Here is a 15,289-nt window from a genome sequence, read left to right on the forward strand (position 1 = left end):
CCACACCCTCGTCACTCGAAGCGACCAGGTGACGAGGCGGGCACAGAGTCAGTCCACCGGCGAATCTCCCGACGCCCGGCGCGCCGACCACGCGTCGATCACACCGTTCAGCTGGGCGACCACCGTCGCCAGCCCCGACAGATCGCCGCCGATCTGATACGAGCGCAGCTCGGCGGGCGCGGGCAGTTTCGCGACGATTTCGGGCAGGTTGGCGACCAGGGTGGCCTGGATGTTGGCGTCGTTCTGCGCGTTGGCGGTGGCGACGCGTTCCCGCTCGCGCTGCACGACCAGCAGCTCGCCCTCGTGTTCGGCGCGCTGCCGCGCCGTCGTCAGCGCCAGCTCGCCGTCCACTTCCATGCGGCGTAGCTCTTGGCGCAGGCGCAGGTTCTCGAGCTGCTCGGCGTGCTGTTCGCGTTCCAGCCGCACGGCGTGCAGCGCGGTCTGCTGCGCGAGTTCGGCGACCGCGCGCTGGTCGTCGTGTTCGCGGGTGGTGCGCCGCATCCGTTCCGCGGTCTCGCGGTCGAAGCGCGCCGCCTCGTTGCGGTCGCGCAGCTGCGCGAGTTCGCGCTCGTTCTCGATGCGCCGTTCCTCGCCCGCCCGCTGCGCGGCCGCCTCCCTGGCCGAAATCGCCTCCTGCGCGGCGAGTTCCGCCAGGCGAGCGACCTGATTCTGTTCGGTGCGGTAGGGCTTCTGCAGGTTCTCCCACAGCGTCGAGGAACTGACCACCGCCTCCTTGATCTGCACGGTGACGATCCGCAGTCCGAGTCCGCGATCACCGCCGCCGGTCTGCGCGTCCCCGCTGCCTTCGGCGACCGCGCGCAACCGGGCGGTGAGCTCTTCGATGATGGGCTGCTTGTCGCTGAGGACGTCGCGCACGCCCATAGTGGACACCTTGTCCTTGATGGCGGCCTCGGCTTGCTCGCGCAACTGAATGTTGACCAGCCGCATGGGATCCTCGGCGTCGGAGAAGTCGAGCTTGCGGTACGCGGTGCCGAAATCCTCGATGATCCACTGCACGTAGCCCTGCACCAGCACGCCCTGTAGTTCCCGGCAGATGCAGTAGGCGTTGATCAGGATGGTCTGCATCGCGCCCGGCACCACGAGATAGGAGTCGGTGGCCGGGTTGTAGCGGAACGACACACCCAGCCCGATGTGCAGCGGTTCGGCGCGCCCGCGCCTGGTGTGCACGACGAACGCGTTGGGCGGCACCAGCACCGTGCGCCACCGCCAGACGCCGGTGACCCGGACCTCGACCGGTCCCGCGCCCTGCCCCTGGGCGCCGTGTCCCTGAGCGCCCAGGCCGACTCGGTCGGCCCGTTTCGCCAGCGCGCCGCGCGGCAGCATCGGAGCGCCAGGCGCTTGCGGCGCGGGCGCTCCCACGGCAGCGGGCTTGCGCGTGCGCAGATCGGTTTCCAGCGCCGCCTGCTGCGCGACGACCTGATCGAGATAGGTGTTCTTGCCCGGATTGCTCCCCATGGCCCGGCACACTACCGGCGAATCCGCCTGCTCCCAACAGTTTTCGTGCGGCGCACGACGCGGAACTCACCTTGCCGCGGACAGCTTGCTCACCGCGAACATGACGTCCGTCACAGCTGGTAGTCACTTGCAGAAAACGGGAACCCCAACCTAGGCTGACCGAGAAACCTGATAGTGACTATCAGGTACCTGACAGGAGGGGCCATGTCGCTACCGACCCTGACCAAGGAGCCCGGCCAACGACCCGTCCCGCCGCCGCGGCTGCGCGCGCTCGGACGCTGGGGCGCAGCCATGGCCCGGCACCGCCGAATCGTCCTCGCCGTCTGGCTGCTGCTCGTGGTGCTCGGCGGCGCCGCCTATCCGCTGCTGCACGATCGGCTCGGCGCGCCCGACTACACGGTGCCGGGTTCGGCGTCCAGCGAAGTGGATCGCCTTGCGGCACAACACTTCGCGCAGTTCGGCGCGGAACAGGACCTGCTCGTCTTCCACTCGGAGCGGTTCACCGCCGACGCTCCCGAATTCCGTGCCGCGGTCGACCGCGCGCTCGTCGCCGCGCGCGAGACCGCGGGCGTCACCGGCGCGCTCGGACCGTTCCAGGGCAACGCCGCCGCGCAGATCTCCGCCGACCGGCACACCGCCCTCGGCATCGTCGGCCTGCAGGGCGACATGTCCGAGCGGGTCGCGGTCGCCAGCCGGTTGCAGTCGGCCGTCACCGCGATCTCCGACGCCGACATCCGCGTGGCGATCACCGGTTACGGCCCGGCCCAAGCCGATCTGATGGAGATCGAGACCGCCGACATGCAGCGCGCCGAGACCATCGGACTGCCCGTCGCGGCCGCCGTGCTCGTCCTCGCGCTCGGCGCGCTGGCCGCCGCGACGCTGCCGATCACGGTGACCGCCGCGGGCATCGCCGCGGCGGTGGGCGCGCTGTTCGGCCTGACCACCTTCCTGACCTTCGACTCGCTGGTGCTCTCGGTCGCGACCATGATCGCCACCGGCACCGCGATCGACTACGCCATGTTCATCGTCAGCCGGTTCAACGAGGAACTGACCAGGCGCGGGGTCCGCGACCGCTCGGCGCGCGCGGAGATCGACCGCGCGGTCGCCGTCGCGCTCGACACCACCGGACGGACGGTGCTCGCCTCCGGTCTCATCGTGCTGATCTCGCTCTGTTCGCTGGCCGTGGTCGGCCTGCCGATGCTCGACGGCGTCGCGATCGGCGTGGTGACGGCCGTGCTGGCCACGTTGTCGGCGGCCGTCACGCTGCTGCCCGCGCTGCTGGCGACGCTCGGACCCGCCGTGAACCGGGGAGCGCTACCCGCGCGGTTGCGTCCCGCGGAGACCCGCTCGACGACGGCGTCGACTGCCTGGGCGCGCTGGGCGCACACCGTCATGCGCAGACCGGTGGTGTTCGGCCTGCTCGGCGTAGCCGTCTTGGCGGTGGCGGCCGCGCCGATCACCGGCATTCGCTACGGCATCGACATGGGTCTCGATTCGCTCGGCGACCGCCCGAGCAGCCAGGCGACCCGGCTGGTGCGAGACAACTTCGGCCCCGGACTGCTCGCCCCGGTCTCGGTGCTCGCGACCGGACCCGACGACGGGCCGCTGCTGAGTGCGGCGCAATCGCAAGTGCACGAGTTCGCCGACGAACTGTCCCGCGATCCGCGCGTGGCCACGGTGCTGCCCCAGCAATCGGAGGGACGGATCATGGTCACGGTGGTGCCGCGGGAGTCCTTCGACTCCACCGCCGTCGCCGAACTCACCGACGACATCCGTTCCCGCGCCGTGGAAGTCGAGGGCGCGCAGTTGCGCGTCGGCGGCACGCCCGCGACCTTCGCCGAAGTGTCCGAACGGATCACCGCCCGCTTCCCGTGGGTGATCGCCCTGGTGCTGACGGTCTCGCTGGCCTTCCTGATCTTGGCGTTCCGCAGTATCGTGCTCGCGGTCAAGGCCATTCTGCTGAACCTGCTGGCCACCGGCGCGGCGCTCGGCATCACGGTGGCCGTATTCCAGTACGGCGTCGGTGAATCCGTGCTCGGCTTCCAGGGCACCGGGTTTCTCCAGGTGTATCTGCCGATGCTGGTGTTCGCGGTGCTCTTCGGTCTCTCGATGGACTACGAGGTCTTCCTGATCCGGCGGATGAAGGAGGCGTGGGACCGCGGCAACGACAACGCCGCCGCGGTCGCCGAGGGATTGCAGCGCACCGCACGTCCGATCACCGCCGCCGCGGCCATCATGGTCGCCGTGTTCGCCAGCTTCGTGACCGCGGACGTGCTGGAGATCAAGCAGATCGGATTCGCGCTCGCGGTCGCCATCACCATCGACGCGCTCGTCGTGCGCCTGATCCTGGTGCCCGCGTTCATGCGGCTGTTCGGCCGCTGGAACTGGTGGCTGCCGCGGTGGCCGAGCAAGGTGGAAGCCGCCACCGTCAGCGAACGATCAGTTCCAGCGCATCGATGATGGATTCCACCGCCGCGGTGTAGACCACGCTCAGCGGCTCGGCGAAATCCTGTCCGGCCCAGTGATCCAGCGCCGCCACGCCGCCCCAGATGGCGGTGGAGGCGGCCATCCGGACCTTCAGGTCGTTGGGGTCGCGCCCGCAGCGTTCGGCGAACAGCTGACGGAACTGTTCCTCCAGTTCACGCATCTGCCTGGTCTGGCCGTCCCTGACCTCGGGGAAGGCGCGCACGTAGCGCAGCCTGCGCGCGATGCGGTGTTCGGAGTCCGCGGTGATCAGGGTCGCGATCATCACCGGCACCAGCGGACGCGCCACCGCGAGAAGCGCTGCGGGATCGAGGGTTTCGCCGTCGCCTGCGGTGCGCAGCACCTCCAGCAGCTGCGGATCCGCCTCGTCGTAGAGGACCAGCATCTCCTTGGTGCCGAAGTAGCGGTAGATCGAACTGGGTGAGACGCCCGCTTCGGCCGCCACCCGCTCGACGGTCACCTCGCGATATCCGTACGCGTCGAACAGATCCAGCGCGACCCGCTGAATCCGGCTCATCGACTCGACCTTCCTGCGCTCCCAGAGGGTGGCGGGAAACCTGCGGTGCGTCGCCGTCACAGCCCCACCGCCCGCACCAGATCGAGCATCTCGATGTGGAAAAGCTTTGCGGGATCCTGCGATTGGGGGCGCAGGTGACCGTACACCTCGAGCGCGATCGGGCCGTGCATGCGGCCCCACATGCGCAGCGCCAGCGCCAGCGCGGCCGGGGGCAGATCGGGAAAGTCGGCGCGCACGTGCTCGACAAGTGCCGGGTCGAAATCCGACCACGTCGAGTCGCCGAGAGATTGGGTCGCGGCGGCGCGCGGCCAGGCGGCCGCGGCCAGTCCGACGAGCCCGTCGCAGGCACGCAGCTCCGCCGCGCGCGCCGGGCCCTCCGGCGGCGGCTGATATCCGGACACCGGGTCGCCGTAGATCAACCGGAACCCTTCCGGATTCGAGACGGCCCAGTCCCGCACGGCCTCGCCCCAGGCGATGATGCGGCCGCCGGGGTCGTCCTCGGGAACGGCGTCCCTCGCGGCCTCCAGCCGGTCCACGAGTCCGGTGTAGACGTCGGAGATGAGGGTGGTGATCAGCTCGTCGCGGGTGGCGAAGTAGCCGTACAGCGCGCCCGCGGTCATGCCCATCTCACGCGCGATGGCGCGCAGCGAGATCGCGTCCGGACCGCCCTCGGCGAGGAGGCGCCGGGCGATGGCCTTGATCTCCTCCGTCGCTTCCGCGCGCAAACGTTCCCTGCGACTCTGCACCTCGACCACGGTTGACACTCTACAGCGTGCGACTACTATCACCCGTGTCGTTACTGAACGGCGTGTAGTAAACGAACAGTGTTTAGAGGATGGGCATCGTGAAGATCGGAATTTTTGGCGCGAGCGGCGTCATCGGCGGGCGAGTGGTCGAGGAGGCGCGCATGCGCGGACACGACGTGACTGCCTTCGCGCGCGACTCGGCGCGCTTCCCCGCCGACCCGGGCGAGGTGCGCTGGCGAGTGGCGGACTGGCTGGACACCGACAGCATCGGCGCGGCCATCGCGGGCCTGGACGTGGTGATCAGCGCGGTGAATGCCGGGCACGGCATCGCCGAAACCATCGCCAACGCGAGCGCCTTCGTCACCGGCGCGCACGCCATGGTGGGCGCGCTGGAGCGGCACCCGGACATCCGGCTCATCGCCGTCGGCGGCGCGGGCAGCCTGGAGGTCGCGCCGGGACGCCAACTCGTCGACACCGGAACGGAATTCACGCGCATCCTCACCGAGGACCTCGGCGTGCCCGCCGAATACCGCGACGTCGTGCTGGCGCTGCGGGACGCGCTGAACGTCTACCGTCTCTCCAACCGCAACTGGACCTACCTGTCCCCGTCGTCGGGCTTGGTCGAGTCCGGCGCCCGCACCGGCCGCTACCGCGTCGGCGGCGACCAGCTCCTGATCGCCGACACCGACATCTCCGCCGAGGACGTGGCGGTCGCCCTCCTCGACGAAGCCGAGAACCCCCGCTTCCCCCAGCGCCGCTTCACCGTCGCCGCCGCCTGACCCACCCCACTTCAATCCCCGAGCGATGCGCTCGGGGAACCACTCCCGCAGCAGATCGGCCGCGGTCTTCCCGCCGCGGCCGAACCCCTCCCCCTCGTAATCGGCCTCGACCGCGCTTACCCCGAACAGGGCGAAGGCCCCGGTCCGTGCGGACCGGGGCCTTCGCGTGTGCTCTACCCGAATCAGGCGTTGCCGGAGAGCTTCTCCCGCAGAGCCGCCAGCTGGGCGTCGCTGGCCAGCGAACCGCCGGCGGGCTCGGCCTGGCTGGAGGAGGACTGCGCACCGCTCTCGGAGGAGTAGTTCGACGCGCCGCCGCCGTTCGCGGCCTCGGCCGCGGCGTCGGCCGCCATCTTCTCCATCTGCGCGGTGTGCATCTTGTGGCGACGCTCCGCCTCGGCGTAGCGGCCTTCCCACTCCTCGCGCTGCTTGTCGAAGCCCTCGAGCCATTCGTTGGTCTCGGGGTCGAAGCCCTCGGGGAAGATGTAGTTGCCCTGCTCGTCGTAGCTGTCGGCCATGCCGTACTTCGACGGGTCGAACTCGGCGTGGTAGTCCTCGTTCGCCTGCTTCAGCGACAGCGAGATCCGGCGACGCTCCAGGTCGATGTCGATGACCTTGACCATCGCGTCGTCGCCGACCGCCACGACCTGGTCCGGCACCTCGACGTGGCGCTCGGCCAGCTCGGAGATGTGCACCAGGCCCTCGATGCCCTCTTCGACGCGCACGAACGCACCGAACGGAACCAGCTTGGTGACCTTGCCCGGCACGATCTGGCCGATCGCGTGGGTGCGGGCGAACTGACGCCACGGGTCTTCCTGGGTCGCTTTGAGCGACAGCGAGACGCGCTCGCGGTCCAGGTCGACGTCGAGAACCTCGACGGTGACCTCGTTGCCGACCTCGACGACCTCGGACGGGTGGTCGATGTGCTTCCAGGACAGCTCGGAGACGTGCACCAGACCGTCCACGCCGCCAAGGTCGACGAAGGCGCCGAAGTTGACGATCGAGGAGACCACACCCTTGCGGACCTGGCCCTTCTGCAGCTGGTGCAGGAACTCGGAGCGCACCTCGGACTGTGTCTGCTCCAGCCAAGCGCGGCGGGACAGGACCACGTTGTTGCGGTTCTTGTCCAGCTCGATGATCTTGGCCTCGATCTCCTTGCCGACGTACGGCTGGAGGTCGCGGACGCGACGCATCTCGACGAGCGAGGCGGGCAGGAAGCCGCGCAGGCCGATGTCGAGGATCAGGCCGCCCTTGACGACCTCGATGACGGTGCCCTTGACGGCCTCGTCCTTCTCCTTGAGCTCCTCGATGGTGCCCCACGCACGCTCGTACTGCGCCCGCTTCTTCGACAGGATCAGGCGGCCTTCCTTGTCCTCCTTGGTGAGAACGAGGGCCTCGACCTCATCGCCCACGGAAACGACCTCGTTCGGGTCGACATCGTGCTTGATGGAGAGTTCGCGGGAGGGGATGACGCCTTCGGTCTTGTAACCGATGTCGAGCAGAACCTCGTCGCGGTCGACCTTGACGATGGTTCCTTCGACGATGTCGCCGTCGTTGAAGTACTTGATCGTGGCGTCGATGGCGGCGAGGAAGTCCTCGGCGGAGCCGATGTCGTTGACGGCTACCTGCGGCGAGGTGACGGTGGTGGGCATGTGTCGGTTTGCTCCGGACGGATTGTGGTCGGTTGCGGACATTGGAACTTTCGGTACGCTGCGAAATCACCGCGACGATGCGACGACGGACACAGAGGAACGTACCGCACTCATCCACTTGTGAAACTCAGCACGGGCGCTCTGTTATTTCAGTGCGCTGATACGTCGGTAGATCGTTACTTCGGTACAGTCACACGTCTGTACAACAGACACTCGCGCGGTTCAGCGTACGCGACCTTGGTCCGCACGGGCAAACCGGTCTGCACGCCACGCCGGAGCGCTTCCGGCGCGCCGCGATCGTTAAGCTCACGCGCGTGTCGGAAGATCGCCATGCCCAAGCGAACGCGCTGCTCGGAACCACCGGAACCGCACGAACCAAACTGAGTTCGGCCGACAGCGAACGCGCGAGCAGGCGCTGGTGGGACGCCGACGCCGACCAGTATCACCAGACGCACGCCGATTTCCTCGGCGTCGACTCCCCCGGCGGCGAGTTCGTGTGGTGCCCCGAGGGGCTGCACGAGGGCGATATGCACTTCCTCGGCGAGGATCTGGCGGGCAAGCGCGTCCTGGAGATCGGCTGCGGCTCGGCGCCGTGCGCGCGCTGGCTGGCCGGACAGGGCGCGCTGCCGGTCGGTCTCGATCTGTCGATGGGCATGCTGGAGCGCGGGCTGGCCGCGATGGCGCGCGGCGGTCCGCGGGTTCCGCTGGTGCAGGCGGGGGCCGAGGCGCTGCCGTTCGCGGACGAGTCCTTCGACCTGGCCTGCTCGGCGTTCGGCGCGGTGCCGTTCGTCGCCGATTCCGCGCTGCTGATGCGCGAGGTGGCCAGGGTGCTGCGGCCCGGCGGGCGCTGGGTGTTCTCGGTGAACCACCCGATGCGCTGGATCTTCCCCGACGATCCCGGCCCGGCCGGTCTCACCGCGTCCATTCCCTATTTCGATCGCACCCCTTATGTAGAGGTCGACGCCGACGGCGCGGCGACCTACGTCGAGCACCACCGCACCATCGGTGATCGGGTCCGCGAGATCGTCGCCGCGGGATTGGCGCTGCGCGACATCGTCGAACCGGACTGGCCGGAATGGCTGGACCGGGAATGGGGTCAGTGGAGCCCGCTGCGCGGCGAGCTCTTCCCCGGCACGGCCATCTTCGTCACGGAGAAACCCGGACCCTGACGGCGCGGATCCCCGGTCGACACGCCGCCTCGACGGAACCATCCTCTTTCCCGCGGCTCGCCTTCCTATCCTCGCAGCCATGTCCAAGAGCCTTCGCGACCACACCTACGACGCCGCCGTGCGGCTTCTGTCCCCGCTCGAACAGCTGGTGGCTCGTACGTCCCTAGTCAGCACGGAGCCGTTCCTGGACCCCCGTGAGTTCTCCTGGACGGGCCCGATGGAGGAGAACTGGCAGACCATCCGACCCGAGATGGACAGTGTGCTGGTCCACTGCGACGACCTGCCCGCTTTTCACGAGAGCTCCTTCGATGTGGCCGCGACCTCCGACGAGCGCAGACGCACCTTCTTCTTCTGCGGCTACGGCGTCCGATCGGAGGCCAACCGGGCCCGCTGCCCCGAGACCGCGGCGCTGCTCGATCAGGTGCCGGGGCTCGTCACCGCGATGTTCTCCATCCTGCGGCCAGGCGAGCGCGTCCTGCCGCGCCGCGGGCTGTGGAACGGGGTGCTTCGCTACCACTTGGGCTTGCGCATCGCCGATCCGCGGCGGTGCGGCATCCAAGTCGGCGGGCTGACGCGGCATTGGCACGAGGGCGAGAGCCTGCTGTTCGACGACTCCTACCGGCACCGCGCATGGAACGACTCCGCGAGCGCCCGCGTGGTGCTGTCCCTCGACGTGCTGCGTCCCTGCCGCTTCCCAGGCTCGTGGGTCAACCACGCGTTCGTAGGCGCGGCGTCGCGGTCACCGTTCCCGGACTCCGGGCGCAAGCACCGCGCATGGGAACGCGGCTTGTCCGCCGAGGTCGGCAACCCGAACTGAGGTTCCGGCTCGCCGACACGCCCCGGAGCCAGGGGATTTCGCCCTAGACTTGGCCGGTGCCCAGTGCGCGGGATCTCCTCGATCGCGTCGAGCGCCACAGCCGGGCCGAGCAGACGGCGAAGCGGCTGCGCGAAGTGGTGCTCGCCGATCTCCGCGCGGCCGTCTCCTTCGACGGGCACGTCTTCATGCTCACCGATCCGGCCACCAGGGTGGGGACGTCGCCGCTGGCCGACCTGCTCGGTCTGCCCTGGGCACGGCTGCCGGAGTTGATCCGGCTGCGGTACCTGACCGAGTTCACCCGCTGGAGCGATCTACTCGATCGGAGCACGGCGGCGACGTCCTTGCGCACCGCCACCGGCGGCGATCCCGCGCGCTCGCGGGTCTGGCGCGAGGTGCTGCGCGATCTCGGGGTTTTCGACACCGCCACAGTGGTCTTCGGCGACCGCTACGGATGCTGGGGCTTCCTCGAACTGCTGCGCAAGACCCCACGCGCCTTCGACCCCAGCCAGCTCACCACCTTGGCCGCGCTGGCGGCACCGATCACCCGAGGGCTGCGCGCCGCGCTCGGCCGCACCTTTGTCGCGGAGGCGGGCGGACTCGTCCCTGCCGAACCCGCGGCCGTCGCGCTCGGGCCCGACCTGCGGATGCGTGGCCAGACTCCGGCCGCCGCGGCAGCGCTGCTGCGGCTCAATCCACCGCAGGAGGCCATGCCGCCGATCCCGAACGCGGTCTACAACGCGGGCGCCGCGCTGCTGGCCGCCGAGCACGGCACACCCGTCGGCCCGTCGCGGTCGCGCGTCCATCTGGGCGGTGCCCGCTGGCTGACGGTGCGGGCGGACCGGCTCGGCGCCGAGGACATCACGGTCTCGATGGCGCCGAGCACCCCCGCCGAGCGCCTGGATCTGTTCGGGCGGGCGCACGCGCTCACTCCCCGCGAGAACGAGGTGCTCGCCCTGCTCGCCACCGACCGCGAATCCCCCCGTCCCGCAAGCGTTTCGGGACTGCCCGAGCACGCGATCAACGATCACGTGAAGGCGATACTGGCCAAGTGCGGTGTGCACACGCGGCAGGGGCTGTTGTCGCGGGCGCTCGGCATCTCCTAGGAAGCGAGCATGCGTGGCGGGCAGTCTCGGTCCACCGTGCCGGGGGGCGATGAGGCTTCGGCGCGGCTGCTCGCGCTACCGTACGACGAACGAACCAGGCTGCTGGAAACCCTCGAAACCTGGTTCGGCGCGGGCGGTTCCGCCGCGGCTACTTGCGAGCGGCGGAACCGCCCGCGAACTTGGTCCGGTATCGCTTGCGGCGGATCGAAGAACTCACCGGCCGGCCTCTCGCGGATCCGGCGGCCGTTCGCGACCTCGGCGCAGCGCTCGAAGCGCTGCCGATGCTCACCTCCCGCACGCGCGCCCGAGACGCCGCCGAGTAACGCGCCGCGAGCCGAAACGCGAACGGCCGGTCGGGCAGTCGCGGCCATCGGATCAGCCTCGAGCGGCGCCGAGTTCGGCGACCAGCGCGGTGCGCGCCGCCGTGACGTGGTCGGCGAGCTCGCCTCCGCTGCGCAGCCAGATCTCGAAGCCCGCGAAGAAGCAGGACATGCCGACCTTGGCCCACAGCAGCGGGCGCACGTCGGCGGCCGAGTCGACGCCCATCTGATGGGCGAGGTGGGCGGTGAGCAGGGCTTCGATGGCGCTGCGCTTGGCTAGGTCGCGGGCTTGCAGCGCGGGATTGGCGGCGATCAGCGCGTCGCGGGTGCGCAACTCGTCGAGCCGGTCCGCGAAGTGCGCCACCATCGGTCCGATGACGGCGGCCAACGTCGTCTCCGGATCCTCGCCCACGGGGCGCTCGGCGAGCAGCCGGGCTAGTTCGGCGCGGTACTCGTCGTCCTCGGCGAAGAGCAGCTCGTCCTTGCCGCTGTAGTACCGGTGCAGAGTCCGGGTGCCCACCTCGGCCGCGGCGGCGATGTCGGCGATGGTCACCGCGTCGAACCCACGCTCGGCGAACAGCCGCAGCGCCGCGTCGGCGATCGCGCGCCGGGTGCGTTCCTTCTTCCGATCACGCAACGACATGGAAGCATTGTCACGCATGGCGGAAAGTGGCACACTGTGCCATATGACAACGAGCGACAGAACCGTGGTGATCACCGGCGGCACCAGCGGACTCGGCCGCGAATGCGCCAGGGCGCTGGCCGCCGACCCGCACTGGACCGTGGTGGTGACCGGCCGAGACCCGGCGCGCGCCGCGCGGGAGGCGGCCGAGCTCGGAGCCCGCGGCATGGCCTTGGATCTGGGCTCGCTGGCGTCGGTGCGCGAGTTCGCGGACGAACTGCGCGCGGCCGAACTTCCTCCGCTGCGCGGATTGGTCTGCAACGCCGGGCTGCAATTCACCCGCCGCACCTACACCGCCGACGGCGTGGAGGCCACCTTCGGCGTCAATCACCTCGGCCACCTCGCGCTGGTGCACGCGCTGCGCGACGATCTGGTCGCGCCCGCGCGGATCGTCTTGGTGACCTCGGGAACACACGACCCGCGCCGGTTCACCGGCATGCCGCATCCGCTGACCGCCTCGGCGCGCGAACTCGCCCACCCGCCCGCCGCGACCGAAGCCGCGCATCGCGACGGCCGCCGCCGCTACAGCACCTCGAAGCTGGCCAACTTGCAGACCGCCTACGAGCTGGCGCGCAGGCTCGGCAATCAGGGCGTCACGGTGAACGCCTTCGACCCCGGATTGATGCCGGGCACCGGATTGGCCAGGGACGCAAGCCGGTTCGCGCGAACGCTGTGGGACACAGTGGCCAAGGCCCTCGTGCTGTTGCCCGGCGTCCACACACCCACCCGCTCCGGCGCCGATCTCGCCCGGTTGATGACCGACCCGGCGCTGGCCGCCACCACCGGCCGCCATTTCGTCGGGCGCGCCGAGCGTCCGTCCTCCGCGGCCTCCTACGATCGCGAAGCGCAGCGGGCGCTCTACGACGACAGCGTGACTCTGATCGCGGAGCTCGCTCGCTGACCGACCCGCGAAACGCCGGAGCAGCGCCTCCCGACGGGGAAGGCGCTACGTCCGTTCGGTTTTCGGCGTCCAACTAGTCGTCCGTGGCGTTTCCGGTTCCCTTGGACTTCGGTTTGCGGCCCGCCTGTTCGAGCGCAAGGCGCAGGGCGTATTCGATCTGTGCGTTGATGCTGCGCAGGTCGTCGGCCGCCCATTTGGCCAAGGCTTCATGGACGGCCGGGTCGAGGCGCAGCAACAGTTTCTTGCGTTCGACCATGGGCCCGGCTCAGCTGTAGAGCGATCCGGCGTTGACCACGGGCTGGGTCGCGCGATCGCCGCACAGCACCACGAGCAGGTTGGACACCATCGCGGCCCGGCGTTCCTCGTCGAGCTCGACGACGCCCTGCGCGGTGAGGCGATCCAGTGCCAGACTCACCATCCCGACCGCTCCCTCCACGATGTGCGTGCGCGCGGCCACCACCTGCGCGGCCTGCTGGCGAACCAGCATGGCCTGAGCGATCTCCGGCGCGTAGGCGAGGTGGGTGATCCTGGCCTCGAGCACCTCGATGCCCGCCATCTCGGTGCGGTCCCGCAGTTCGACGGTCAGTTCCTCGGCCACCTCGGCGCCGTCGCGCAGGCTGGTGCGTTCGGCGTCGTGCGCGTCGTAGGGGTGCGTGGTGGCCAGGTGCCGGACCGCGGCCTCGGACTGGGTCTCCACGTACTCCTCGTAGTCGTCGACGGCGAACGCGGCCTTGAAGCTGTCCACCACGCGGTAGACGACCACCGCCGCGATCTCCACCGGATTGCCGTCGGCGTCGTTGACCTTCAGCTTCTGCGTCTCGAAGTTGCGCACCCGCAGCGAGATGATCTTGTGGTCGGTCAGCGGCACCACCGAGAAGAAGCCGGGCTCGCTCACCGAGCCGATGTAGCGGCCGAAGAACTGCACCACTTTCGCCTCGTTCGGGTTGACGATCACCAACCCGGTGGCGAGCAGTGCGAGCACCACCACGACCACGGTGGCCGCGATCGCCGCGATCAGCGCCGGTGTGTTCCCGTCCTTGACCGCCGCGACGTACCCCAAAGCGGCCGCGCCGCCGAAGAGAAGGGTCAGCACCAACCAGGCCGACAGCACCAGAAAGCCGTTGACGTGGAATGCGGGCCTGAGCTTCATGACATCCTCCCGGTATCAAAGTGATATCACCAAGATAGCACGCGGCCGCCGAGCGGCCAATGGGCGATCAGCCGCCGAGCGGCCAATCGCCGCCGGGCGCACCGGTTGCTCAGAGCGCGGGCCGGATGTTGCGGTTGAACCGGAACATGTTGCGCGGGTCGTACTTCGCCTTCAGCGCCGCGAGCCGCGCGTAGGTGTCCGGCGCGTAGCCCGCCCGGGTCTGCGCGTCGTCGGCGCCGTCGCCCGCGCCGTAGAGGAAGGCCAGGCTGTGGCCGATCGTCCACGGCGCGAGCACCTTTCGGATCGCACCGTGCTCGTCGGGCACGGCGGCGCCCGCGTCGGGCGCGGGCATGGTGATCACCCGGACCACGTACGCGGCCTCGCGCCGGTCGACGGCGACACTCGCGGAGCCCGGCTCGGCCAGCGCGCCGCCGAGGTGACGGATGTCGACCACCGCATCGATCGCACCGCCGGGACCGGTCGCGGCGGTCAGCGCGGCCAGCGCTTCCTCGGGGAGTTCGCCGAGCACGGCGTTGGTCGCGGCGTAGGCGTGCGGATGATCCGGATCGCTGTGGATGGTGTGCGATTCGGTGTAGGGCAGCTCGCGCAGATCGTCGCGCAGTCGCGCCCCGACCGCCCGCAGCGGCGCGACCAGGCGCTCTCCCTCGGCGGCCGGTCCGTCGAACGCGATCCGGATCGAGGCGACGTAGCGGCCGCGCAGCGACTCGGGCACCTGCGGGATATCGGGGTAGGTCAGCGTGGCGACGGTCGAGGTCAGCTGGTCGGGCACCGTCGCGGTCCACTGCCGCCAGGTTTCCAGTGCGGCCGCGGCCAGGGGCGTGTCGAACACCAGCTGCCCGCCGTAGACCGTCCGCACCGGAACCAGGTCGATCTCCAGCGCCGTGACCACGCCGAAATTGCCGCCGCTGCCCAGCACCGCGCCGAACAGTTCGTCACCGGGGCGCAGCGTGCGCATCCGGCCGTCCGCGGTGACCAGTTCGATCATTCGCACGTGGTCGGCGGCGTAGCCGAATTCCCTGGCCAGCAAGCCGACTCCGCCGCCGAGCGTGTAGCCGACCACGCCGACCGACGGCGAGGAACCGTTCAGCGGGGCGAGCCCGAACTCCGCCGCCGCCTCGACCAGCGCGCCGGCCCGCACGCCCGCGGCGACCCGCGCGGTCTTCGCCTCGGGATCGATGCGGAGACCGGTCATCCGCGCGGTAGTGATCAGCACCCCGCCCTCGGCGGCCACCGACAGCCCGTGCCCGGTCGCCTGCACGGCGACCGGAAGCTGCTGGCGCGCCGCGTATTCCACCGCGGCCCGGACGTCCTCGGCATGCGCCGCTGCCACCACGAGCGCGGGCCGGTGGGTGTAGGCGGTCTGGAATCCGGCGACCTCCGCCTGGTAACCGGGCTCGCCCGGCCGGAACACCTGGCCGGTGAAGAGGGGGAAATCGGTGGTCTGCGTCGCGTTGTCTGTCATGGCTTCGACGATG

At 69.9% G+C, this 15,289-nt stretch carries 15 protein-coding genes; 7 read left to right on the top strand and 8 right to left on the bottom strand.

The window, feature by feature from the left end; all coding sequences use genetic code 11:
* Positions 1-48 precede the first annotated feature (48 nt).
* Positions 49-1,476, bottom strand: coding sequence for an SPFH domain-containing protein (locus T333_RS32835; protein WP_355004074.1), 1,428 nt, complete (start codon positions 1,474-1,476; stop codon positions 49-51).
* A 204-nt stretch (positions 1,477-1,680) separates the two neighbouring features.
* Between T333_RS32835 and T333_RS32840 the strand changes: the two genes are divergently transcribed.
* Positions 1,681-3,936, top strand: coding sequence for an MMPL family transporter (locus T333_RS32840; protein ID WP_496426916.1), 2,256 nt, complete (start codon positions 1,681-1,683; stop codon positions 3,934-3,936).
* Here T333_RS32840 and T333_RS32845 read toward each other — a convergent pair.
* Positions 3,905-4,537, bottom strand: a complete 633-nt coding sequence (locus T333_RS32845) for a TetR/AcrR family transcriptional regulator (protein ID WP_496426917.1) — start codon at positions 4,535-4,537, stop codon at positions 3,905-3,907. The genes T333_RS32840 and T333_RS32845 overlap by 32 nt on opposite strands.
* Positions 4,534-5,232: a TetR/AcrR family transcriptional regulator gene (locus T333_RS32850; RefSeq protein ID WP_355004077.1), complete on the bottom strand. Its 699-nt coding sequence runs from the start codon at positions 5,230-5,232 to the stop codon at positions 4,534-4,536. Before T333_RS32850 ends, T333_RS32845 begins: the two co-directional genes overlap by 4 nt.
* 89 nt (positions 5,233-5,321) lie before the next feature.
* Here T333_RS32850 and T333_RS32855 point away from each other — a divergent pair, with 89 nt between their 5' ends.
* Entirely contained in the window at positions 5,322-6,002 is a 681-nt protein-coding gene (locus T333_RS32855) for an NAD(P)-dependent oxidoreductase (protein WP_496426918.1), read from the top strand.
* A 182-nt stretch (positions 6,003-6,184) separates the two neighbouring features.
* On the opposite strand, the gene rpsA is transcribed toward T333_RS32855, so the two are convergent.
* The gene (gene rpsA / locus T333_RS32860) at positions 6,185-7,651 is read right to left on the bottom strand and encodes a 30S ribosomal protein S1 (protein WP_067793196.1); all 1,467 of its coding nucleotides are present in this window, start codon (positions 7,649-7,651) and stop codon (positions 6,185-6,187) included.
* A 314-nt stretch (positions 7,652-7,965) separates the two neighbouring features.
* Between rpsA and T333_RS32865 the strand changes: the two genes are divergently transcribed.
* The 4 genes from T333_RS32865 to T333_RS32880 all read left to right on the top strand — a co-directional run bounded on the left by T333_RS32865 (position 7,966) and on the right by T333_RS32880 (position 11,063).
* Positions 7,966-8,820, top strand: coding sequence for a class I SAM-dependent methyltransferase (locus T333_RS32865; RefSeq protein ID WP_357256053.1), 855 nt, complete (start codon positions 7,966-7,968; stop codon positions 8,818-8,820).
* A gap of 79 nt (positions 8,821-8,899) precedes the next feature.
* Positions 8,900-9,637 carry an aspartyl/asparaginyl beta-hydroxylase domain-containing protein gene (locus T333_RS32870; protein WP_355004080.1) on the top strand — a complete coding sequence of 246 codons (738 nt, stop codon included), beginning with the start codon at positions 8,900-8,902 and terminating at the stop codon, positions 9,635-9,637.
* A 56-nt stretch (positions 9,638-9,693) separates the two neighbouring features.
* A complete protein-coding gene (locus T333_RS32875) occupies positions 9,694-10,740 on the top strand; it encodes a helix-turn-helix transcriptional regulator (RefSeq protein WP_357256057.1) in 1,047 nt (348 codons plus the stop codon).
* A 194-nt stretch (positions 10,741-10,934) separates the two neighbouring features.
* Positions 10,935-11,063 (top strand): helix-turn-helix domain-containing protein, encoded by a 129-nt coding sequence (locus T333_RS32880; RefSeq protein WP_496426919.1) that lies wholly within the window; start codon positions 10,935-10,937, stop codon positions 11,061-11,063.
* 52 nt (positions 11,064-11,115) lie between these two features.
* Here T333_RS32880 and T333_RS32885 read toward each other — a convergent pair whose 3' ends face one another.
* Positions 11,116-11,703 carry a TetR family transcriptional regulator gene (locus T333_RS32885; RefSeq protein ID WP_355004083.1) on the bottom strand — a complete coding sequence of 196 codons (588 nt, stop codon included), beginning with the start codon at positions 11,701-11,703 and terminating at the stop codon, positions 11,116-11,118.
* Between the two features lie 43 nt (positions 11,704-11,746).
* Between T333_RS32885 and T333_RS32890 the strand changes: the two genes are divergently transcribed.
* Entirely contained in the window at positions 11,747-12,643 is an 897-nt protein-coding gene (locus tag T333_RS32890; RefSeq protein WP_496426920.1) for an SDR family NAD(P)-dependent oxidoreductase, read from the top strand.
* Positions 12,644-12,716: 73 nt separating this feature from the next.
* Here T333_RS32890 and T333_RS32895 read toward each other — a convergent pair whose 3' ends face one another.
* From T333_RS32895 to T333_RS32905, 3 genes are all read right to left on the bottom strand, one after another.
* Positions 12,717-12,899 carry a type II toxin-antitoxin system antitoxin gene (locus T333_RS32895; protein ID WP_357256063.1) on the bottom strand — a complete coding sequence of 61 codons (183 nt, stop codon included), beginning with the start codon at positions 12,897-12,899 and terminating at the stop codon, positions 12,717-12,719.
* 9 nt (positions 12,900-12,908) lie between these two features.
* Positions 12,909-13,793 carry an SPFH domain-containing protein gene (locus T333_RS32900; RefSeq protein ID WP_355004086.1) on the bottom strand — a complete coding sequence of 295 codons (885 nt, stop codon included), beginning with the start codon at positions 13,791-13,793 and terminating at the stop codon, positions 12,909-12,911.
* 109 nt (positions 13,794-13,902) lie between these two features.
* On the bottom strand, positions 13,903-15,276 hold the full coding sequence (locus tag T333_RS32905) for an FAD-binding oxidoreductase (RefSeq protein ID WP_355004087.1): 1,374 nt from the start codon (positions 15,274-15,276) through the stop codon (positions 13,903-13,905).
* Positions 15,277-15,289 lie beyond the last annotated feature (13 nt).

Source organism: Nocardia sp. CNS-044 (assembly GCF_059570515.1).

What these genes read in the sequence shown, in the direction of transcription:
- T333_RS32840 (WP_496426916.1), top strand. Translation starts at nt 1,681, where the DNA reads ATGTCGCTACCGACCCTGACCAAGGAGCCCGGCCAACGACCCGTCCCG.
- T333_RS32905 (WP_355004087.1), bottom strand. Translation starts at nt 15,276, where the DNA reads ATGACAGACAACGCGACGCAGACCACCGATTTCCCCCTCTTCACCGGC.
- T333_RS32895 (WP_357256063.1), bottom strand. Translation starts at nt 12,899, where the DNA reads ATGGTCGAACGCAAGAAACTGTTGCTGCGCCTCGACCCGGCCGTCCAT.
- T333_RS32835 (WP_355004074.1), bottom strand. Translation starts at nt 1,476, where the DNA reads ATGGGGAGCAATCCGGGCAAGAACACCTATCTCGATCAGGTCGTCGCG.
- rpsA (WP_067793196.1), bottom strand. Translation starts at nt 7,651, where the DNA reads ATGCCCACCACCGTCACCTCGCCGCAGGTAGCCGTCAACGACATCGGC.
- T333_RS32885 (WP_355004083.1), bottom strand. Translation starts at nt 11,703, where the DNA reads ATGTCGTTGCGTGATCGGAAGAAGGAACGCACCCGGCGCGCGATCGCC.
- T333_RS32900 (WP_355004086.1), bottom strand. Translation starts at nt 13,793, where the DNA reads ATGAAGCTCAGGCCCGCATTCCACGTCAACGGCTTTCTGGTGCTGTCG.
- T333_RS32870 (WP_355004080.1), top strand. Translation starts at nt 8,900, where the DNA reads ATGTCCAAGAGCCTTCGCGACCACACCTACGACGCCGCCGTGCGGCTT.
- T333_RS32890 (WP_496426920.1), top strand. Translation starts at nt 11,747, where the DNA reads ATGACAACGAGCGACAGAACCGTGGTGATCACCGGCGGCACCAGCGGA.